The sequence below is a fragment of the Kutzneria sp. NPDC051319 genome (assembly GCF_040682195.1).
GTDB lineage: Bacteria > Actinomycetota > Actinomycetes > Mycobacteriales > Pseudonocardiaceae > Kutzneria.
Genome location: NZ_JBFBAM010000086.1, coordinates 1 through 19,086, shown reverse-complemented (window position 1 = coordinate 19,086; position 19,086 = coordinate 1). Strand labels below are relative to the sequence as shown.

Genomic DNA, 19,086 nt, shown 5'->3' with positions numbered 1-19,086 from the left:
CTTCGTCTCGTCTCAGAAGATCCGCATCGCCTGGAGGTCGACGCCGCCCGGGTGGTTGGGGAACGTGAAGTGCACGTTCTTGGCGACGCCGCCGGCGGGCTGCCAGCTGTCGTCGGCCTTGTACTGCACGACGTTGTTGCCGGTGTAGAACTGGTCGAGCCAGCAGCCCCACTTGCAGTAGTAGGTGAAGTCGATCGTGCCGGCGTTGGCGAAGCAGAGGTGGTTGTCGTTGGGGTCGCCGTTGGTCTCGTGGTAGTAGACCCAGAGGAAGTCGTTCTGGGTGCAGTCGACCATGCTCATGGCCGGGCGGGCCGGTGCGGCGGACGCGGCCGGCATGAGGGCGGCCGGCCCGACGGTCATCAGTACGGCGAGCAACACCTTGCTCAGCTTGGAACGCATGGAGATTCTCCCCTGGGATCGGTTCTCGACGGGGAGACAGTAGGGCGGCGGCGATCGCCGTGAGGGGTGCCGAGATGAGGCGGCGTCAGTTCGAGGGAATCCCCTCAGGAGGCGTTCTTCAGCCGCATGGCGGCGGTCCAGGCGTCGGCGAGGTCCTGCACCGGCAGGTCCAGCGCCTCGCTCAGGCAGGCGATGGTGCCGAAGGCCGGCGTGGGCAGACGGCCGGTCTCGATCTTGCGGAGGGTCTCCGGGGAGATGCCGGCGGTCAGCGCCACCTCGGCCAGGGCCCGGTCGCCGCGGGCGGCGCGCAGCCGCTGGCCGAGCCGTCGGCCGGCCTCTAGCTGCTCTGGGGTGAGGGGGTTGCGGACCACATGCCCAGGATAGGGCTGGTATTACTGTACCGGCAAGGGCTAGAGTCGGTATAGAAATACCGAACCGAGGGGTGTCCGTGATCGAGTTGAAGTCCGCCGCCGAGATCGAGCGGATGCGTGTGACCGGCGGCTTCATCGCCACCGTGCTGGCCGAGCTGGCCAAGATCGCGGAGCCGGGCGTGAACCTGATGGACCTGGAGCACCGGGCCCGGGAGATGATCCGCGACCGCGGGGCCGAGTCCTGCTACTGGGACTACGCGCCGTCCTTCGGCAACGGCCCGTTCCGCAACGTGATCTGCCTGTCGGTCAACGACGCCGTGCTGCACGGCCTGCCCCACGACTACGTGCTGGGCGACGGCGACGTGCTGAGCATGGACATCGCGGTGTCGATCGACGGCTGGGTGGCGGACTCGGCTCGCACGGTCGTCGTGGGCACGCCGGCCGAGGAAGATCTCCGCCTGGTCCGCGCCACCGAGGAGGCCCTGGTCGCCGGCATCGCCGCCGCCCAGCCCGGCAACCGCCTCGGCGACATCTCCGCGGCGATCGAGACCGTGGCCACGGCCTACGGCTACCCCGTGAACACCGAATTCGGCGGCCACGGCCTCGGGCGCACCATGCATGAGGAGCCGCACATCCCCAACCGCGGCCGCGCCGGCCGGGGCCTCAAGCTGCGCCCCGGCCTGACGCTGGCTCTGGAGCCGTGGTTCGCCCGCACCACCGACCGCATCGTCTTCGACCCCGACGGCTGGACCATCCGCTCCGCCGACGGCTCCCGAACCGCGCACTCCGAGCACACCATCGCCATCACGGAGAACGGCCCGGAAGTGCTGACGGTGCAGCCGTGAGCTAACGGTGTGAGCCGCTGCCCACCGCCACCGCGTGGCAGGCGACGCCGGGCTCGGCGCCGTCCACAACGGGCAGATCCACCGTCCGGCACTTCGACGCCACCTCGTCGGGCAGGCCGGCGGCCAGCAAGGGGCAGCGCGGGTGGAACCGGCAGCCGGTCGGCACGCGGCTGGGGTCCGGGGTCTCCCCCGCCAACACCATCGGCGGCGTCGAGGACTCGGGCAGCACGGACAGCAGCGCCTGGGTGTAGGGGTGCTGCGGCGCGGTGAGGACCTGCTCCACCGGGCCGCTCTCGACGATGCGGCCCAGGTACATCACCGCGACCCGATCGGCGATGTTCCACGCCAGCCCCAGATCGTGCGTGACGACCAGGGCCGCCAGGCCGAGCTCGTCCCGCAACCGCAGCAGCAGAGCCAAGATCTCGCCCCGGACCGAGGCGTCCAGCGACGCCACCGGCTCGTCGGCGATGAGGACGCTGGGGTCCAGGGCCAGCGCGCCGGCGATGACCACGCGCTGGCGCTGGCCGCCGGACAGCTCGTGCGGGACGAGCCCGAAGAACCGCTCCGGCGGCCGCAAACCGGCCCGTGACAAGGCCGACGCCACGAGTTCCCGCTCGTCGCCGGGCACGCGGTGGATCCGCAGACCCTCGGCGACGGCCTCGTACACGCTGTGCCGGGGGTTCAGAGCACCGGTCGGGTCCTGCAACACCAGCTGCGCGTGCCGCCGGTACTCCCGCAGCCCGCGGTTGGAGGAGGCCAGCGGCTTGCCCTCGTAGAGCACCTGCCCGGACGTGGGCTTCTGCAAGCCCAGCAGCGTTCGGGCCAGGGTGGTCTTGCCGCAGCCGGACTCGCCGACCAGCGCGATGATCTCGCCGGCCCGGATGTCCAGCTCCACACCGTCCACAGCACGGGCGGATCCGAAGTGCACGGCGACATCCGACGCATGTAGCAGTGTCGAATCCCTTGGGGTCACAGTTGAACCTCCAGCAGGCACGCGGACGTCCGGGCCTCGGCGACCGGCCGCAGCAGGACATCCGTGCCCGAGCACTCGGGCATCGCCGACGGGCAGCGCGGGTGGAACGGGCAGCCGGACGGCAGGTCGGACGGATCCGGCGGGTCACCGGCCAGCCCGCGCGGGGCCAGCCGGGACGAGGCGTCGCCGATGGTCGGGAACGCCGCCGCCAGCGCCTTCGTGTACGGGTGAGCGGGATTCCGCAGCACCTCGACCGCCGGTCCTTGCTCGACGATCCGCCCCGCGTACATCACGGCCAGCCGCTGACAGGTCGAGGCCAGCACCGACAGGTCGTGGCTGATCATCAGCAGCCCGATGTCCAGCTCGTCCACCAGGTGCTTGAGCAGGTCCAGCACCTGCGCCTGCACCATGACGTCCAGCGCGGTGGTCGGCTCGTCGGCGATGATCAGCCCGGGCGAGCAGGCCAGGGCCATCGCGATCATCACGCGCTGCCGCTGCCCGCCGGACAGCTCGTGCGGATAGGCCTTCGCCCGCCGCGCCGGCAGGCCGACCTGCTCCAGCAGCTCGCCGACCCGCCGCTCGACGTCGGATCCCTTGCCGTGCAAGCGAATCGGCTCGGCGATCTGGTCGCCGACGCGGAGCACCGGGTTCAGGGCGTGCATCGCGCCCTGGAACACCACCGACGCCTCGGCCCAGCGCACGGCCCGCAGCCGGCCCCAGGTCATGTCGGTGACGTTCTCGCCGCCCAGCAGCACTTCCCCGCCCAGCACGGCGTTGCGCGGCAGCAGCCGCAGCACCGACATGGCCAGCGTCGACTTGCCGCAGCCCGACTCCCCGGCCAGCCCCACTGTCTGCCCGGCGTCGATACGCAGGTCGACACCCCGCACCGCCGGCAAGAGGCCGTTGGAGGTCCGGTAGTCGACGGTCGCGGACCGCAGTTCCAGCAACGGCTCGCCCATCACCGCTCCCTCAGCCGCGGGTTGAGCACGGCCTCCAGGGCCCGCCCGCACATCATGAACGCCAGCACCACCACGCCGATCGCCACGCCGGGCGGCAGCAGGTACCACCAGGCCTGCGCGGTGACCGCGCCGCTCTGCAGTGCGTTGTGCAGCATCTGGCCCCATGACGGCTGGTTCGGGTCGCCGACGCCGAGGAAGGACAGCGTCGACTCGGTGATGATCGAGTTGGCCACGTTCAGCGTGGTGTTGGCGAACACCAGCGGCAGCACCGCCGGCAGCACGTGCTTGCCGATCACGTGCAGGTGCCCGGCGCCCAGCGCCCACGACCGCTCGATGTACGGCCGCGACTCGACGGCCAGGGTCTGCGACCGGACCAGCCGCGCCGTCGTCGGCCACGCCGTGGCGCCGATGGCCAGGATGATCGACCCGATGCCGGGGCTGAGCACGGTGGACAGCACCGCGGCCAGCACCAGCGACGGCAGCACCAGGAAGAAGTCGGTGACGCGCATCAGCACGGCCTGCACCCAGCCGCCGAAGTGCGCCATCAGCACGCCGACGACGGTGCCGACGCCGACCGACAGCAGTGTGGCGGTCAGGCCGACCAGCAGCGAGATCCGCGATCCCCACAGCAGCAGCTGGAGCACGGACCGGCCGTTCTCGTCGGTGCCGAGCAGGAATCCGTCGCCGGGCGGCTTGAGCAGGCCGCCGGTGGCCTTGGTGACGTCGAGCGCGGACGAGTCGCTGATCAGCGGTGCGAGCAGGGCCAGCAGCACGATCACGCCGAGGATGGCCAGCCCGGTCAGGCCGCTTCGGTCGGCGCTGAACTGGGCCCAGACCCGGCCGGCGGCCGCCCGGCGGCGCTGCCAGGAGATGGAGGCGGTCATGCGGCACGCACCCTCGGGTCGATGACTCGCAGCAGCAGGTCGCCGATCAGGTTCATCACCAGCACCGCGCCGGCCAGCACCAGCAGCAGGCCCTGCAGCAGCGGCCCGTCGTGGTCGGTGATGGCCTGGTACAGCAGCAGTCCCAGGCCCGGCCACGAGTACACCGTCTCCACGGTGACCGCGCCGCCGACCACGAACCCGAGCTGGATGAAGATCAGGGTCACGGTCGGCAGCAGGGCGTTGGGCACCGCGTGCCGGCTGCGGACCAGGTCGTCACGCAGGCCCTTGGCCCGGGCGGTGGTCAGGTAATCGGCGTTCATCTCCTCCAGCAGCGAGGAGCGCATGACCAGCAGGTACTGCGCGTACAGGACGGCGACCAGCGTCAGGCACGGCAGCACCAGGTGGTGCAGCACGTCGGCGACCTGGGGCAGGAACGAGGCCGGCGTGTCGGGGTCGAGGATGCCCTGGGTCGGGAACAGCGAGCCGCCCAGCGCCAGCAGGATCATGCCCAGCCAGAACGTCGGCGCGGACCACAGGGTGAGGGCGAAGCCGGTGGAGAAGCGGTCGAAGCCGCTGCCGCGCCGCCAGCCGGCCCGGGTGCCCTGCCACAGTCCCAACAGGATGGACAGCAGCGTGGCCACGCCGACCAGCAGCACCGTCGGCCACAGCCGTTGCAGGATCAGGTCGGCCACCGGCTGCTGGAACTTCAGCGAGTCGCCCATGTCGCCGTGCAGCAGCTTGCCCATGTAGTCGAGGAACTGGGCCGGCAGCGGCAGATCCAGCCCGTACCGGTGGCGCAGCTCCGCGACCTGCGCGGCGCCGAGGGAGGTGTTGCGGGTCAGCAGCCGGATGGGGTCGCCGGGCAGCACGCGGAACAGGAAGAAGCCCAGCACCATCACCACGAACAGGCTGACCACCGCGCCGCCGACCTTGCCGAGCACGTACCGCGCGCCGCCGGAGCGGCGCGCGGACGTGCTCGGTTCGGCCAGTGCCGGCGCGGTTGCCGGTGAGGTCACGCGCTACTCCCGCTCGTCGGCGCCGGCCTTGCGCCGCCGCGACAGCAGGAACGCGCCGCCGCCCAGCAGCACGACCACCACAACCACGATGACGACGATCAGCGTGGTGTTGGAGCCGCCGCCGGAGGAGGCGGCGTCGGCCGGCTTGGCCAGCAGATAGCCGTAGTAGCCGTTCTGGTGGGTGATCGAGCCGCCCTGCGAGGGCTGGAGCCCGAAGCCGGCCCAGCGGTCGGAGCGGTAGGCCTCCAGGGAGTTCGGGTAGGCGATCACCACGGAGCTGTCCAGGGAGTACAGGCGGGCCTGCAGGTCCTTGACGTCCTGGATCCGCTTGGCCTTGTCCATCTCGGACAGCTGCGCCTTGTACAGCTGGTCGATCTGCGGGTCGCACATGAAGTTCTCGGTGTTGCCGTTGCCGTCGGCGTCGGGCAGCACGCCGCAGGTCTGGATGGACAGCAGCGCGTCCGGGTCGGGGTTGCCGGTCCAGCCGTTGAGCTCGAGGTCGTACTTGCCGGTGCTGCCGGCGTCGGTGACCGCGTCCGAGCTGAGCGCCTGCAGGGTCACGCCCAGGCCGACCTGGGTCAGCCAGCCCTTGATGAAGTTGGCCGCCGAGACCTGGGCCGGGATGCCGCTGTCCACGACCAGCCGCAGGTTGATCGGCTTGCCCTGCTTGTCCGCGCGCACGCCGTCGGCGCCCTTGGCGTAGCCGGCCTCGTCGAGCAGCTTGCCCGCGGCGGCCAGGTCGAACTTCTGCTCCTGCGTGCCGCTGGGGGTCCAGTGCCACTGCTCGTACACCGCGGGCACGAAGCCGGCGCCGGGCTCGGCCAGGCCGCCGTAGGCCTTGTCCACCAGGGTCTTCACGTCCACCGACTGGGCGATGGCCTGGCGCACCTTCGGGTCCTTGAGCACCGGGTTGGCGTCGCCGACCGGCTGGTGGTCGTTGGTCTGGGCCTGGTAGTTGATCAGCAGGTCGTTCTGCCGGCCCTGCCGCGCCTTGACCGTGGTGATGTTCGGGGTGCTCTGCAGCGCGGTGTACTGGGTCGGGGTCAGGCCGCTGACCACGTCCACGTCGCCGTTCTTGAGCCCCTGCACGGCGGCGTCGGCGTTGTCGTAGTGGCGGAACTGGAGCTGGTCGTAGGCCGGCTTGTCCCCGTAGAAGTCGGGGTTGGCCTTGAGCGTGATGGACTGGCCCTGGGTGAAGTTGGTCAGCGTGAAGGGACCGCTGCCGACCACCGGGTACTGGAGGTTGTCGTACTTGCCGATGTCGGTGACCTTGGACCACACGTGCTCGGGCACGATCGGCACGTCCAGGGCCAGCATGGTGGCCTGCGGCGTCTTGGTCCTGATGACCACCGTGCTGTCGTCGGTCGCGGTGACGGTGTCGAAGTTGGCCACGAAGTTGCCGTTGGCGGTGGCCGCGGTCTTGTCCGTCATGATCTTGTTGAAGGTCCAGGCGACGTCCTTGGCCGTGATCGGCTGGTCGTCGGACCACTTCGCGCCGGAGCGGATGTGGTAGGTCCAGGTCAGCTTGTCGTCGGAGACCTGCCACTTGTCGGCCAGGCCCGGCGCGGGGCTGAAGTCGTCACGCGAGTAGGAGGTGAGGAACGCGTACATCACCCGCCCGATCTCGGTGTCCCCGAGGTGGAAGGCCATGAACGGGTTCATCGTCGCGATGTTGCCGGTGACCGCGACCCGCAGTGTCCTGGGCTGCGGTGTGTCCTGGGCCTGAGCCGCAATGGGCGCGCTGAGCACCGCGATCCCCGCGGCGATCAGGCCGATGCCGATCCCTCTGATGCGCATGACGCGCACCTCCCCTTCCCCATCTTTGGCAAGAAGTAACCACCCAGTAAGGCAACGTGTCAACAATTGTCGACAACGGCCGCCAACCCGTAACGTACCGATCGTGCGAATCCTCATCTCGGCCGACATGGAAGGCGCGACCGGAGTCACGTGGCCGGCCGACGTCGAACCGGGCACCGAGCAGTGGCAGCGGTTCCGCCGAATGTTCAACGGCGACGTCAACGCCTGCGTGCGCGGCCTGGTCGACGGCGGCGCGGATGACGTGCTGGTGAACGAGGCCCACGACACGCAGCGCAACCTGCTGCTGGAGGAGCTCGACGAGCGGGCCCGCATGCTGACCGGCAAGCACAAGCCGCTGTCGATGATGCAGGGCATTGACTCCGGTGTGGACGGTGTGGTGTTCCTGGGATATCACACCGGGGCCGGCGCCGAAGGCGTTTTGTCGCACACCTACCTGGGAAATTCGGTCACGGGCGTGTGGCTGGACGGCGTGCGGGCCAGCGAGGGCCGGCTCAACGCCGCCGTCGCCGCCGAGCACGGCGTGCCGGTCCTGTTGGTCACGGGTGACGACAAGACGTGCGAGGACGCCGACGCCTACGTTCCCGACGCGGGCAAGGCCGCGGTGAAGGAGTGCGTGAGCCGGTACTCGGCCATCTGCCTGCCGCCCGCCCGCACCGGCAAGCTGATCGAGGAGCAGGCGCGGCTGGCCATGGCCCGCGCGGGCCGGGTCGAGCCCGTCTTCTCTGGCCACCACATGGAAGTGGCCTTCGACGCCGCCCACCTGGCCGCGGCCGCCGCCGTCATCCCGACCGTGGAACGGATCTCGCTGTTGCGGGTCGGCTACGACGCCCCGACGATGACCGAGGCGATGATGGCCTTCAAGATCGTCACCAACATCGCGAGCGGCGCGGTCGAGAAGGTCTACGGGTGAGGGTGGATGGACGTTGTCGAGCGGTGCGCGCAGCTGATCAGGTTCGACACGACCAACCGGGGCGGCGGCGACAGCGAAGGTGAGCGGGAGGCGGCCGAGTTCGTGGCCGCGGAGCTGGCGGCCGCCGGTGTGGAGCCGACACTGCTGGAGCGCAAACCCAGGCGCACCAACGTAATCGCCCGCGTCGCCGGCAGCTCGCCGGAGCTGCCGCCGGTGTTGGTGCAGGCGCATCTGGACGTGGTGCCGGCGCAGGCGGCGGACTGGGACGTGGACCCGTTCTCGGCTCACATCAGTGACGGCTACCTGTGGGGCCGGGGCGCGGTCGACATGAAGGACATGGTCGCGGAGCTGCTGACCGTGGTCGCCGGCTGGCATGCGGAGGGCCGTCAGCCGCGACGGGACGTGGTGCTGGCCTTCGTCGCGGACGAGGAGGACGCCGGCGACTACGGGGCGCACTGGCTGGTGTCGGAGCATCCGGACCTGTTCCGGGACTGCGCGGCGGCGATCGGCGAGTCCGGCGGCCACACCCATCGGGTGAACGGCATCCACTTCTACCCGGTGGGCACGGCCGAGCGCGGGTCCTCGCACCTGCGGCTGACCGCCCGCGGACGGGCCGGTCATGGGTCGCGCCGCAACGACGAGAACGCGGTGATCCGGCTGGTGCAGGCGGTGCGGCGGCTGGCCGAGCACCGCTGGCCGGTGCGGCTCATCCCGTCCGTGCAGGCCTATATCGAGCAGGTCGGGGCGGCGCTGGGCGTCGAGGTAGATCTGTCCGATGTGGACGGAACGGTGGCGCGGCTGGGCGGCGCGGCCTCGCTCGTGGAGTCGACGATCCGCAACAGCACCACGCCCACGGCGCTGACTGCCGGCTACAAGGTCAACGTCATCCCGAGCACCGCGGAGGCGCTGATCGACACGCGGGTGCTGCCGGGCGGCGAGGAGGAATTGCTGGCCACCGTGGACGAGCTGATCGGCCCGCACGTGAGCCGGGAGCTGCTCAACCCGCAGCCCGGGGTGCAGGCGCCGATCGACTCGCCGTGGTTCGACGCGATCGCCGACGCGCTGCGCTTTGCCGACCCGGCGGCCGTGGTGGTGCCGTACTGCCTGGGCGGGGGCACCGACGCGAAGGCGTTCGCCCGGCTGGGGATACCCGGCTATGGCTTCTCCCCCCTGTGGGTGCCCGAGGGCTTCGACTACCGGGCGATGGCCCACGGCGTCAACGAGCGGGTCCCGGTCGAGGGTCTGGCGTTCGGCGTGAAGGCCCTCGACCGGTTCCTGTCTACCTGCTAGGTCAGTGGACCTGCCCGGAGTCAGTGGACCGCGATGTCGATCACGGGGTGCTGCGCGGGGTCGAGCCAGGCCATCACGGCCTTGAGGTCGTCGGCCGGGATGGACACGCAGCCGGCGGTCGGCTTGCCCGCGGAGACGTGCAGGAAGAACGCCGAGCCGGCGCCGGGCACGACCGGCTTGCGGTTGTAGTCGATGACCACCGCGTGGTCGTAGACCGGGCCGGCCTTGCCGAGGTCCTCGCCGGCGCCCTCGTTGAACGGGCAGCTGCCGGGCGTGCAGTGGTAGTAGGTGTTGTAGAGCGGGGACTTGGTGTCCGAGACCCACCAGTCGGACGTGCCGACCTGGCGGTAGGGCAGCCGGGTGCCGTCGTTGGCCTGGATGCCGAAGGCCTCGGTCAGCGTCCACACGCCGGCCGGCGTCTTGGAGGTGGTCTCGCTGGCCTGGCCGATGCCGTCGGTGCCGACGTTGGCCGTGACCGGGCCGTGCACGGGCGTCCACTGGTCCCACAGCGGGCCGGTGCGCTGCCAGGCGGTGAGCACGGCGGTGGTCGCGGTCGCGCTGTCGGCGACGACCGTGATGACCTGACCGGCCGGGCCGCGGTACGGCACGGGCAGGCTGGAGGCGCTGGCGGAGGTGGCGGTCATGGTCAGCAACATGGCGGTGGCCACCGAAGCCGTGACGACACGGTTGGGCATCGGGTGAACTCCTGGCTCGCGGAACGGCGGGTCGGCGCGATCGTAGAGCAAGATCACCAATGCCGGCGGCAGGTCACCTAATTCCTTCGGATCAGGTTATTTCCGGACGGGACGGCTGATTGTGACACGGGCCTGCCGTCGCGCACGGGGCCACACGCCGGCCCCGTGCGGTTCAGCACCGCGGTCTCAGTGCACCAGTTCGGCTTCCATCTTGCGCAGCGGCGCGGCCAGCGCCGTCCGGCACGGCACGCCCAGCTTGGTGAACACGCGGGACAGGTGGCCCTCCACCGTCTTCACGCTGACCACCAGCTTCTCCGCGATCTGCCGGTTGGTCAGGCCGCGCACGGCCAGCTCGGCGACCTCGTGCTCGCGGACGGTCAGCGTGTCCATGCTGCGGACCGTCGGCGCGCGGCGCACGGACAGCGTGAGCTGGGTGTCGACCAGCTCGGCCGCCAGCGCGCGGGCCCCGCAGCTCTCCGCGAGCCGGCGGGCCACGCTCAGCTCCCGCAGCGCCGCGTCCCGCTCCCCCATGCCGATCAGCGCGGCGCCGACGACGGCGTGCGACCGGGCGGCGTAGCCGGGCATGCCGGCCTCGGTGAACGCCTCGGCGGCCCGGCCGGCGCGTAACTGCGCGACCTGGAGGTCGTTGCGGGCCAGCGCGACCTGGCCGTTGGCCAGGTGCATGACCCCGGTGTGCCCCCACATCGCCGGCGCCGCGGTCTCGGCGGCGTGCTCGGCCCACAGGGCGGCGCGGGCCGGCCGGCTGCGGGTCAGCTCCACGTTCACCATCGTCTCGCAGATCCACGGCCGCAGGACCGGTGCGACCCGGCCTGGGTCGGTGTCCACGCCGGCCACGGTGGCCAGCCGCTGGCAGCCGTCGACGTCGCCCAGGTGCAGCCGTGCCCCCAGCAGCTCCACCAGCAGTCGACGGGTCCAGGCCGGATCCAGCTGGGTCATCGCGCGGGCCGACGCCTGGTCGGCCAGCTGCGAGTCGCCCCGCCAGGCGGCGGCCCAGGCCTGCACGGCCAGGGCCGCGGGCAGGTCCTCCCCGGTCCCGTGCCCGCTTGGTTGTTGTGCGGCAGCGGCCACCGCGCGCGCCGCCAGTTCCGATGCCCGGCTCAGCCGGCCCCGGAGCACCTGGTTGCGAGCAGCCCCCGTGCTGCGTTCGGCCGGCCTCGTGTCGTCGTCCACCTTCTCGACCTCCCCATGGTGAACACCCAATGTAAACCAAGATGAATGGAGGAGGCCCGCAGATACATCACAGTCTGCGCTGACGTGCTACCTCATAGAGAACAATGGACGCCGCGTTGGCGGCGTTGAGCGAACTGGCGGCCCCGCCGATGGGGATGCTCAGCACGTCGTCGCAGGCCGCGCGCCATGTGCTGCTCATGCCCGCGGTCTCGTTGCCGACCACCAGCAGCGTCGGTCCGGTCAGGTCGTGCCGGTCGATTACCGCTGTGCCGTGCTCATCGGTGCCTACGATGCGGACCGTTACGGGTCCGGACCGAATCCAGTCCAGAATTGTCGCGGCGGAGTCGGCGCGGACCACCGGGAGCGCGAACAGGGAGCCCGTGCTGGCCCGGACCGTGCGCGGGTCGTAGACGTCGGCGGCGTGTCCGCCGACGATCACGCCGTGGGCGCCGAAGGCGTCGGCGGAGCGGATGACCGTGCCGATGTTGCCGGGGTTGGTCGGGCGGTCGAAGACCACGCCGAGGAAGTCCTCGGGCACCGGGATGCGGCCCAGGTCGTCCGGCGGCAGCGCGGCGACGGCGATCAGCTCCGGGGCGTGCTCGGCGTCCTTCTCCCCCAGCTCGGCCAGCAGATCCGGGTCCATCGCGACCCTGGTGGCCGGGGTGGTGTCGAGCAGCTCCTCGGCCCATTTCGACAGCCGCCGGCCGGCCGGGTAGAGCAGCGCGTCGAGGGGCCAGCCGTGGTCGACGGCCAGCGTGATGGGCCGGACGCCGTGCACCAGGAACTCGCCGGTGCGCTGCCGCTTGGTCCGGTTGCCGAGCAACGCTTCCCACTGCTGGAACCGGGCGTTGCGGGTCGTCACCCGCAGATCAGTCACGCCGGCAACCCTGGCATATTCGTAGCGGCCCACCAATTTGCGTGGCCCGCATCTTTGCGTGGTACGCATGTTTCTGTACGGTGGCGGGCATGGACTTCGACGTGGTGATCGCCGGCGGCGGACCGAACGGCCTGATGCTGGCGGCCGAGCTGCGGCTGGCCGGGGTCAGACCCCTGGTGCTGGAACGACTGCCCGAAAGGGTGAACATGCCCAAGGCCAACGGGCTGGTCGGCGTGGTGGCCCGGCTGCTGGACGCCCGTGGCCTGTACGAGAAGGTCAGCGGCTGGGCCGGGCCGCCCGCCGCGACGCCGTGGTTCACCTTCGGCGGCATGCGCCTGGACCTGCGGGACCTGGCCGACAACCCGCTGTACCCGATCCAGATCCCGCAGCCCCGGCTGGAGCGGATCCTGGAGGAGCACGCGGTCGGGCTCGGCGCGGAGCTCCGGCGTGGCGTCGAGGTCACCGGCTTCACCGACCACGGCACACACGTGACCGTGCGGGCCGGGGCCGAGGAGATCACCGCCTACTACCTGGTCGGCTGCGACGGGGGCCGCAGCACCGTCCGCAAGCTGGCCGGCATCGACTTCCCCGGCGTCACCGACGACGACGTCGTCAGCCGGTCGGCCAACGTGCAGCTGCCGACCGCCGGGGCCACCGCCCTGCCGGTGCCCGGGCACGGCGACATCCCGCCGTTCTCCTTCTACCGCACCACGGGCGGGGTGTTCATCTGGGCGCGGTTCGAGGACACACTGACCGTGAACACCATGGAGTGGGGCCCGGGCCCGGCCGAAGACGTGCCCATGACGCTGGAGGAGCTCGCCGCCAGCGTGAAACGGGTGCTCGGCGTGGACGTGCCGCTCCTGCCGCCCAACCTGGACCGGCCGCCGCTGCTGCGCCGTCTCGCCGGCAACAACACCCGGATCGCCGCCGCCTTCCGCCACGGCCGGGTGCTGCTGGCCGGCGACGCTGCCCACGTGCACGCCGGCATGGGCGCGCCCGGGTTGAACGCGGGGATGCAGGACGTCACCAACCTGGCCTGGAAGCTCGGGGCCACGATCCACGGCTGGGCGCCCGAGGGCCTGCTCGACACGTACCACGCGGAGCGGCATCCGGTGGCCCAGCGGGTCGCCATGCAGACCCAGGCCCAGTCGGCGCTGCTCGCGCCGGGCACGAAGGTCACCGCCCTGCGGACCCTGTTCGAGGAGCTGCTGGGCTCCGTCGACGTCCGGCGGCACATCGCCGACACCATGTCCGGCAACGACATCCGGTACTTCGCCGGTGATCATCCGCTGGTCGGAGCGCTGGTTCCGGAGCTGTCGACCACCACCACCGATGGGGTGGTCCGGCTGGCCGAGCTGCTGCGCAGCGGCCGGCCGCTGCTGCTGGACCTGGCCGGCGTCGGCTCCGTCGCCGAGGGCTGGCGGGACCGGGTGGACGTCGTCGCCGGCGCCCATCCCGACCACCCCGCGCTGCTCGTCCGCCCCGACGGTTTCGTCGCCTGGGCGGGCATTTCGGGTCAGGGCCTGGTCGAGGCCCTGACCCGGTGGTTCGGCGCCCCTACGGCTTGAGGTCGGTCGCCGCGCGCAGCGAGCCGTCCATGTAGAACGGGGTGGAGGTGTGCTCGTGGGCGATCCGCCAGCCGTCGGGCGTCTTCCGCAGGCCGTAGCTGGCCCGGAACCACATCTCGAACGCGAAGTCCGTGCCCTGGGGCGTGGCCGACATCCGGTTGAGCGAGTGGGCCCAGGCCACGTCCCCGCCGACCTCGATCTCCAACTGCGTCACCTGGAAGTCCACCGGCCCGTCGAAGGTGCCGAACCAGGCCTGCTGCCGGGCCACGTCCCGGGCGTCGTCGCTCCGCCGGCCCAGCGGCGGGGCCAGGTCGAACTTCACCACGTCGGCCGTGTACCGGTCGATCAGCCGCTGCGCGTCCGCGTCCTTCATGGCCGCCTCGGCCGCGGTGATCACGGTGCTGATTTCTTGGGCGTCGATCTCGTCGGTGCTGCTCATGGCTTGTCCCTTCGCGTTGGTCGACCCTCGTCGGTCGTCGCTGTGTCGAGGCCGCCCCCGCGTTTTCGACACTCACCAGCCGAGTTCGGCGTCGTCCTCCTGGAAGGTGCCGGTGGGGCCGTCCCGGTCGATGATCGCCATCCGCACGATGGTGCGCGCGCTGACCTCGACCGGGCGGCCCTGGTCGTTGACGCGGCCGCCCAGCTCGGTGGCGGTGTAGCCGGGTTCGACGGCGTTGATCCTCAGCTCCGGCAGGGCCCGCGCGTACTGGACGGTGAGCATGGAGACGGCCGCCTTGCTCGCGCCGTAGACGATCGCGGAGACGTGCGAGGCGGGGCGGGCCGGGTCGTGGTTGGCGGTGAAGGAGCCCAGCGCGCTGGAGACGTTGACCACGACCGGGTTCGCCGACCTGCGCAGCAGCGGCAGCGCGGCCTGGGTGAGGCGCACGATGGAGACGGCGTTGGTGTCGAACACCTGGAGCGCCTCGGGGCCGTTGAGACCGAGCAGCGCGATGCCGGCGTTGTTGACCAGCACGTCAAGGCCGCCCTCGGCTTCGATCCGGGCCATCGCCGCGGCCACCGAGTCGTCGTCGGTGACGTCGAGCCGTACCGACCGGGCGCCGAGCTCCTTGGCCACGGCCTGGCCCTGGGCCTCATCGCGCGCCCCGATGTAGACGGTGTGCCCGGCGGCGACGAGCTGGCGGGCGGTTTCCTTGCCGAGGCCGCGGTTGGCCCCGGTGATCAGTGTCGTTGTCATGGCTCTCAGCCTGCGAGTGCGGCCGGCGGGTAGGCAGTCGTCCGGTTTTCCTGGGAACCGCAGGGCCAGGCAAACCCGCGGGCCGGCCCGCAGACTGGGGGTGTGCAGGCATGGGAGTTCGGCAGGGCGGTGCGCCGCTGGCGGGACCGGGTCGCGCCCGAGGCTGTCGGGCTGCCGGGCGGGCAGCGTCGTCGGGCAGCCGGGCTGCGTCGGGAGGAGTTGGCCGGCCTCGCGGGCATCTCGGCCGACTACCTGACCCGGCTGGAGCAGGGCCGGGCGACCGCGCCGTCCGCGCAGGTCGTGGAATCCCTGGCGCGTGCGCTACGGCTGGCCGACGCCGAGCGTGACCTGCTGTACCAGCTGGCCGGACACGCCGCGCCGGGGCGCGATGTCGTGCCGTCGCGGGTGACGCCGAGCGTGCAGCGGCTGCTCGACCGGCTCGCCAACACCCCGGTGGTCGTGTACGACGCCACCTGGACCGTCCTGCTGGCCAACGCCCCGTACAACGCACTCATGGGCGACACGACCACGTGGCACGGAATCGAGCGCAATGCCTTGTGGCGCAACCTGCTCGGGCCCACCGGCCGGGTGGTCCACACGCCGCAGGAGCAGGCCGACCACGAGGCCCGGCTGGTCGCCGACCTCCGACTGACCGCCTCCCGTTATCCCGTCGACCGCGCACTGCGCCGCCTGGTCGAGGAGCTCACCGAGCGGAGCGCTCGCTTCGCCGAGCTGTGGAACGCCGACGCCCCCGCGCCGCCGCCCGACCCGTCCAAACGCAAGGTCGTCGACCATTCCGGCGTCGGCCGGATCACCCTGGACTGCGACACCCTCGTCGTCACCATGGACGACGTGCGCATCACCGTCTACACCGCCGAACCCGGCACCGAGGACGCCGAACGCCTCGCGCTGGCCGTCGTGCTGGGCACCCAGAGGCTGGGTGTCGAAACGGCGGATCCGGCCTCGACACTCCCCCGGTGAGAGGATCTCCAAGACTTCCGGGAGGCAGGCCATGCAGTACCTGATCTTGATCCACAGCAACCCGCGGTCCAGGGCGCTGTGGGAGACGCTGACCGACGAGCAGCGCATGGAGTTCGGCCGCGGCTACATGGCGCTGAGCGAGGAGCTGGCGGCCTCGGGCGATCTGGTGGTGTCCAACGGGCTCACCGATCCGGCGCTGGCCAAGCGGGTGTGGGTGCAGGACGGCGAGACGATGACCAGCGACGGGCCGTTCGCCGAGGTCAAGGAGTACGTGGCCGGCTTCCTGCTGGTGGACACCGAGACCGAGGAGCAGGCCCTGGCCTGGGCGGCCCGGACGCCGGACGCGCAGCTGGGCGGGGCGGTCGAGGTCCGGCCGCTGCTCGACATGAGCACCCTGGACCTGTGAACGTCACGACGGAGGTCGAGGACCTGCTGCGCTCGCTGGCGCCGCAGGTCCTCGGCGTGGTGGTGCGTCGCAACGGCGGCTTCGACACGTGCGAGGACGCGGTGCAGGAGGCGCTGCTGGCGGCCGCCCAGCAGTGGCCGGCCGACGGCGTCCCGGCCAATCCGACGGGCTGGCTGATCACCGTGGCCCAGCGTCGGCTGACCGAGGTGTGGCGCAGTGAGGCGGCTCGGCGTCGGCGTGAGGAGGCGGTGTTCACCGCCGAGGTGGACGACGCCGAGGTGCTGGCCGAGGACGACACCCTGACGCTGCTGACCCTGTGCTGCCACCCGTCGCTGACCCGGGTGTCGCAGGTGGCGTTGACGCTGCGGGCGGTCGGCGGCCTGACCACGGCGGAGATCGCGCGGGCGCTGCTGGTGCCGGAGTCGACGGTCGGGCAGCGGATCAGCCGGGCCAAGGCCAAGATCAAGGCCGCCGGGGCCCGGTTCGCGCCGCCGCCGGCCGACGAGCGCGACGCGCGGCTCGCCGCGGTGCTGGCCGTGCTGTACCTGATCTTCAACGAGGGGCACACGACGTCCGGCCAGGCGTTGAACCGCGTGGAGCTGACGAGCGAGGCGATCCGGCTGACCCGCCAGCTGCACCGACGGATGCCGGCCGAGGGCGAGGTCGCCGGGCTGCTGGCGTTGATGCTGCTGACCGACGCCCGCCGGCCGGCTCGGACGCTGTCCGACGGCACGCTGGTGCCGCTGGCCGAGCAGGACCGCTCACGGTGGGACCGGGCGGCGATCGCCGAGGGCACGGCGTTGATCACCGAGGCCCTGGCCACCGCGGTCATCGGCCCGTACCAGCTGCAAGCCGCCATCGCCGCCGTGCACGACGAGGCGTTGAAGCCCGAGGACACCGACTGGACGCAGATCCTCGGACTCTACGAGCTGCTCAACGCCGCCGCCCCGGGGCCGATGGTCACGCTGAACCGGATCGTCGCCGTGGCCATGGTCCGAGGCCCTGAGACCGCCCTTGCCGAGCTGTCCGAGGCCGAGCCGTCGCTGGCCGGCCACTACCGGGTCGACGCCGTGCGCGCGCACCTGCTGGAGCTGGCCGGCGACCACGAGGCGGCGCGCGTGCACTACGAGTCGGCAGCGCGCCGCACCCTGAGCCTGCCCGAGCAGCAGTACCTCACCCGAAAGTCAGTCGGTTCGCACGGGTAGCGAGAGCACGCCCCGGTGCCGCGGATTCTGTTGCCAGCGCACGTCTTCCGGCGCACCGGCCAGCCGCAGCTTCGGGAAGCGGCCCAGCAGGGCGTCCAGGGCCACCTCCGCCTCCAGGCGGGCCAGCGGCGCGCCGAGGCAGCGGTGGATGCCGTGCCCGAAGGCCAGGTGCTGGCCCGCGTCCCGGCCGATGTCCAGCCGGTCCGGATCGGCGAACACCCGGGGATCCCGATCGGCCGCGCCCAGTCCGATGTGGACGAAATCGCCGGCGGCGATGGCAGTGTCGCCGACGACCACGGGTTCGGCGGCGTAGCGCAGGGTCGCGAGGCCGAACGGGCTCTCGTAGCGCAGGAACTCCTCGATCGCCGCCGGCAGCGCGGACCGGTCGGCCCGCAGCCGGTCGAGCTGCTCGGGATGGCACAGCAGGGCGTGCACGCTGTTGGCGATCAGGTTGACCATGGTCTGGTGGCCGGCGACCAGCAGCAGGAACGCCATCGAGGTCAGCTCCTGATCGGACAGCCGGTCCCCGTCGTCGTGCACCCGGACCAGCGCCGACAGCAGGTCGTCGGCCGGGTCGCGGCGCTTGGCCGCGACCAGCTCGGCCAGGTACTCGGCCAGCGCGGTGGCCGCGGCCACCGACACCTCCCGGTCGCCGAACCCTTCGGTGAGCTGGTTTCCCCGGACCTGGAACACCTCGCGGTCGGCGTCGGGCACGCCCAGCAGCTCACCGATCACCGCCACCGGCAACGGCAGAGCCAGCGCCGGAATGAGGTCCACCTCCGGCCGCGTGGCCATGTCGTCCAGCAGCGCGGCGGTGATCGCCTCGATCCGCGGACGCAGGCCGGCGACGCGGCGCGGGGTGAACGCCCCCTGCACCAGCTTGCGCAGCCGAGTGTGCTGCGGCGGGTCGGAGTTGAGCATGTGCGCGGTCAGCTCCCGGCCCGGCCCCTGCTGGCCGCCGCGGCTGCGCGCGAACACCTCGGTGGCGGCGTTCTTACGCAGGCGGGGATCGGTCAGCGCCGCCTTGGCGTCGGCGTGACGGGCGATGACCCAGCCCTTGCTGCCGTCCGGGAACCGCACGGAGGTCGCGCCGCCGGCGTCCAGCCAGCGTCGGTGGGCGGCGTGCCGGTCGGCGAAGAACTCCGGCGTGAGGTCCTCATCGTCCATTACGCGTCCTTCCTCGTCGTCCGGGACCCACAATAGGAGCAGGGGCCGATCCCGCAAGATCCGGCCACTTTTTCTGCGCGATCCGTCCGATGCGTGTCCGCCCATCCATCGCGACGGGGATCTTTCGTGCACAGTGGTTGTCCGACGATCAGCACCGCAGTAGGAACGAGGTGTTCGGTTTTCAGTTCACACGGAGGTGTAACCATGAAGGTCGCGCGTTTCCTGATGAGCAAGATCTCGGGGCGCAGGCCAGGCAGCTGCTGTCGGAGCTGGGCATCAGCGTGGATCCCCGGCGGGCGCTGCGCACGCTGGGCCTGGGCGTGCAGCAGATGATCG

At 71.4% G+C, this 19,086-nt stretch carries 20 protein-coding genes and 1 pseudogene; 8 read left to right on the top strand and 13 right to left on the bottom strand.

The window, feature by feature from the left end; translation table 11 throughout:
* Nucleotides 1–12: 12 nt before the first annotated feature.
* On the bottom strand, nucleotides 13–399 hold the full coding sequence (locus AB0M73_RS43655) for a beta/gamma crystallin domain-containing protein (protein WP_363904825.1): 387 nt from the start codon (nucleotides 397–399) through the stop codon (nucleotides 13–15).
* A gap of 104 nt (nucleotides 400–503) precedes the next feature.
* Complete coding sequence (locus AB0M73_RS43650; RefSeq protein WP_363904822.1) at nucleotides 504–770, bottom strand: helix-turn-helix transcriptional regulator; 267 nt, start codon at nucleotides 768–770, stop codon at nucleotides 504–506.
* 77 nt (nucleotides 771–847) lie between these two features.
* Here AB0M73_RS43650 and map point away from each other — a divergent pair, with 77 nt between their 5' ends.
* Nucleotides 848–1,615 carry a type I methionyl aminopeptidase gene (gene map, locus AB0M73_RS43645; protein WP_363904820.1) on the top strand — a complete coding sequence of 256 codons (768 nt, stop codon included), beginning with the start codon at nucleotides 848–850 and terminating at the stop codon, nucleotides 1,613–1,615.
* A 1-nt stretch (nucleotide 1,616) separates the two neighbouring features.
* On the opposite strand, the pseudogene AB0M73_RS43640 reads toward map, so the two are convergent.
* From AB0M73_RS43640 to AB0M73_RS43620, 5 genes and pseudogenes are all read right to left on the bottom strand, one after another.
* Nucleotides 1,617–2,522: pseudogene (locus AB0M73_RS43640) on the bottom strand (ABC transporter ATP-binding protein); the annotation flags it as partial.
* Nucleotides 2,523–2,584: 62 nt separating this feature from the next.
* Nucleotides 2,585–3,547: an ABC transporter ATP-binding protein gene (locus tag AB0M73_RS43635; RefSeq protein ID WP_363904817.1), complete on the bottom strand. Its 963-nt coding sequence runs from the start codon at nucleotides 3,545–3,547 to the stop codon at nucleotides 2,585–2,587.
* Nucleotides 3,547–4,431 carry an ABC transporter permease gene (locus AB0M73_RS43630; RefSeq protein WP_363904814.1) on the bottom strand — a complete coding sequence of 295 codons (885 nt, stop codon included), beginning with the start codon at nucleotides 4,429–4,431 and terminating at the stop codon, nucleotides 3,547–3,549. The genes AB0M73_RS43635 and AB0M73_RS43630 overlap by 1 nt, the downstream gene beginning before the upstream one ends.
* Nucleotides 4,428–5,420 (bottom strand): ABC transporter permease, encoded by a 993-nt coding sequence (locus AB0M73_RS43625; protein WP_363904863.1) that lies wholly within the window; start codon nucleotides 5,418–5,420, stop codon nucleotides 4,428–4,430. The genes AB0M73_RS43630 and AB0M73_RS43625 overlap by 4 nt, the downstream gene beginning before the upstream one ends.
* A gap of 30 nt (nucleotides 5,421–5,450) precedes the next feature.
* Nucleotides 5,451–7,244, bottom strand: a complete 1,794-nt coding sequence (locus AB0M73_RS43620; protein ID WP_363904811.1) for a peptide ABC transporter substrate-binding protein — start codon at nucleotides 7,242–7,244, stop codon at nucleotides 5,451–5,453.
* Between the two features lie 103 nt (nucleotides 7,245–7,347).
* Between AB0M73_RS43620 and AB0M73_RS43615 the strand changes: the two genes are divergently transcribed.
* Together AB0M73_RS43615 and AB0M73_RS43610 are read left to right on the top strand one after the other, a co-directional pair.
* A complete protein-coding gene (locus tag AB0M73_RS43615) occupies nucleotides 7,348–8,175 on the top strand; it encodes a M55 family metallopeptidase (RefSeq protein ID WP_363904808.1) in 828 nt (275 codons plus the stop codon).
* 6 nt (nucleotides 8,176–8,181) lie between these two features.
* The gene (locus AB0M73_RS43610; RefSeq protein WP_363904805.1) at nucleotides 8,182–9,465 is read left to right on the top strand and encodes a M20/M25/M40 family metallo-hydrolase; all 1,284 of its coding nucleotides are present in this window, start codon (nucleotides 8,182–8,184) and stop codon (nucleotides 9,463–9,465) included.
* A gap of 20 nt (nucleotides 9,466–9,485) precedes the next feature.
* On the opposite strand, the gene AB0M73_RS43605 is transcribed toward AB0M73_RS43610, so the two are convergent.
* The 3 genes from AB0M73_RS43605 to AB0M73_RS43595 all read right to left on the bottom strand — a co-directional run bounded on the left by AB0M73_RS43605 (nucleotide 9,486) and on the right by AB0M73_RS43595 (nucleotide 12,228).
* Nucleotides 9,486–10,160 (bottom strand): L,D-transpeptidase family protein, encoded by a 675-nt coding sequence (locus tag AB0M73_RS43605; RefSeq protein ID WP_363904802.1) that lies wholly within the window; start codon nucleotides 10,158–10,160, stop codon nucleotides 9,486–9,488.
* Between the two features lie 186 nt (nucleotides 10,161–10,346).
* Nucleotides 10,347–11,351 carry a LuxR C-terminal-related transcriptional regulator gene (locus AB0M73_RS43600; RefSeq protein ID WP_363904799.1) on the bottom strand — a complete coding sequence of 335 codons (1,005 nt, stop codon included), beginning with the start codon at nucleotides 11,349–11,351 and terminating at the stop codon, nucleotides 10,347–10,349.
* Between the two features lie 67 nt (nucleotides 11,352–11,418).
* Nucleotides 11,419–12,228 (bottom strand): TrmH family RNA methyltransferase, encoded by an 810-nt coding sequence (locus AB0M73_RS43595; protein ID WP_363904796.1) that lies wholly within the window; start codon nucleotides 12,226–12,228, stop codon nucleotides 11,419–11,421.
* Between the two features lie 89 nt (nucleotides 12,229–12,317).
* Here AB0M73_RS43595 and AB0M73_RS43590 point away from each other — a divergent pair, with 89 nt between their 5' ends.
* Nucleotides 12,318–13,796: an FAD-dependent monooxygenase gene (locus AB0M73_RS43590; protein ID WP_363904793.1), complete on the top strand. Its 1,479-nt coding sequence runs from the start codon at nucleotides 12,318–12,320 to the stop codon at nucleotides 13,794–13,796.
* Here AB0M73_RS43590 and AB0M73_RS43585 read toward each other — a convergent pair.
* Both AB0M73_RS43585 and AB0M73_RS43580 read right to left on the bottom strand, forming a co-directional pair.
* Nucleotides 13,786–14,235, bottom strand: a complete 450-nt coding sequence (locus tag AB0M73_RS43585; protein ID WP_363904790.1) for a nuclear transport factor 2 family protein — start codon at nucleotides 14,233–14,235, stop codon at nucleotides 13,786–13,788. The two genes, AB0M73_RS43590 and AB0M73_RS43585, sit on opposite strands and share 11 nt — an antisense overlap.
* A gap of 72 nt (nucleotides 14,236–14,307) precedes the next feature.
* Complete coding sequence (locus tag AB0M73_RS43580; RefSeq protein WP_363904787.1) at nucleotides 14,308–14,991, bottom strand: SDR family NAD(P)-dependent oxidoreductase; 684 nt, start codon at nucleotides 14,989–14,991, stop codon at nucleotides 14,308–14,310.
* A 102-nt stretch (nucleotides 14,992–15,093) separates the two neighbouring features.
* On the opposite strand from AB0M73_RS43580, the gene AB0M73_RS43575 reads away from it, so the two are divergent.
* The 3 genes from AB0M73_RS43575 to AB0M73_RS43565 are packed head-to-tail and all read left to right on the top strand — an operon-like array spanning nucleotide 15,094 to nucleotide 17,583.
* The gene (locus AB0M73_RS43575) at nucleotides 15,094–15,972 is read left to right on the top strand and encodes a helix-turn-helix transcriptional regulator (protein WP_363904784.1); all 879 of its coding nucleotides are present in this window, start codon (nucleotides 15,094–15,096) and stop codon (nucleotides 15,970–15,972) included.
* A gap of 31 nt (nucleotides 15,973–16,003) precedes the next feature.
* Nucleotides 16,004–16,378, top strand: a complete 375-nt coding sequence (locus AB0M73_RS43570; protein WP_043714243.1) for a YciI family protein — start codon at nucleotides 16,004–16,006, stop codon at nucleotides 16,376–16,378.
* Entirely contained in the window at nucleotides 16,375–17,583 is a 1,209-nt protein-coding gene (locus tag AB0M73_RS43565) for a sigma-70 family RNA polymerase sigma factor (protein WP_363904781.1), read from the top strand. Before AB0M73_RS43570 ends, AB0M73_RS43565 begins: the two co-directional genes overlap by 4 nt.
* Here AB0M73_RS43565 and AB0M73_RS43560 read toward each other — a convergent pair.
* The gene (locus AB0M73_RS43560) at nucleotides 17,563–18,750 is read right to left on the bottom strand and encodes a cytochrome P450 (RefSeq protein ID WP_363904778.1); all 1,188 of its coding nucleotides are present in this window, start codon (nucleotides 18,748–18,750) and stop codon (nucleotides 17,563–17,565) included. The two genes, AB0M73_RS43565 and AB0M73_RS43560, sit on opposite strands and share 21 nt — an antisense overlap.
* A 137-nt stretch (nucleotides 18,751–18,887) precedes the next feature.
* Here AB0M73_RS43560 and AB0M73_RS43555 point away from each other — a divergent pair.
* The coding region (locus tag AB0M73_RS43555) for a hypothetical protein (RefSeq protein ID WP_363904775.1) at nucleotides 18,888–19,086 on the top strand (199 nt) is incomplete at its 3' end.

Coding starts and splice junctions, on each gene's coding strand:
- AB0M73_RS43655 (WP_363904825.1), bottom strand. CDS start 399: ATGCGTTCCAAGCTGAGCAAGGTGTTGCTCGCCGTACTGATGACCGTC.
- AB0M73_RS43635 (WP_363904817.1), bottom strand. CDS start 3,547: ATGGGCGAGCCGTTGCTGGAACTGCGGTCCGCGACCGTCGACTACCGG.
- AB0M73_RS43630 (WP_363904814.1), bottom strand. CDS start 4,431: ATGACCGCCTCCATCTCCTGGCAGCGCCGCCGGGCGGCCGCCGGCCGG.
- AB0M73_RS43620 (WP_363904811.1), bottom strand. CDS start 7,244: ATGCGCATCAGAGGGATCGGCATCGGCCTGATCGCCGCGGGGATCGCG.
- AB0M73_RS43610 (WP_363904805.1), top strand. CDS start 8,182: ATGGACGTTGTCGAGCGGTGCGCGCAGCTGATCAGGTTCGACACGACC.
- AB0M73_RS43605 (WP_363904802.1), bottom strand. CDS start 10,160: ATGCCCAACCGTGTCGTCACGGCTTCGGTGGCCACCGCCATGTTGCTG.
- AB0M73_RS43590 (WP_363904793.1), top strand. CDS start 12,318: ATGGACTTCGACGTGGTGATCGCCGGCGGCGGACCGAACGGCCTGATG.
- AB0M73_RS43585 (WP_363904790.1), bottom strand. CDS start 14,235: ATGAGCAGCACCGACGAGATCGACGCCCAAGAAATCAGCACCGTGATC.
- AB0M73_RS43580 (WP_363904787.1), bottom strand. CDS start 14,991: ATGACAACGACACTGATCACCGGGGCCAACCGCGGCCTCGGCAAGGAA.
- AB0M73_RS43570 (WP_043714243.1), top strand. CDS start 16,004: ATGCAGTACCTGATCTTGATCCACAGCAACCCGCGGTCCAGGGCGCTG.
- AB0M73_RS43560 (WP_363904778.1), bottom strand. CDS start 18,750: ATGGACGATGAGGACCTCACGCCGGAGTTCTTCGCCGACCGGCACGCC.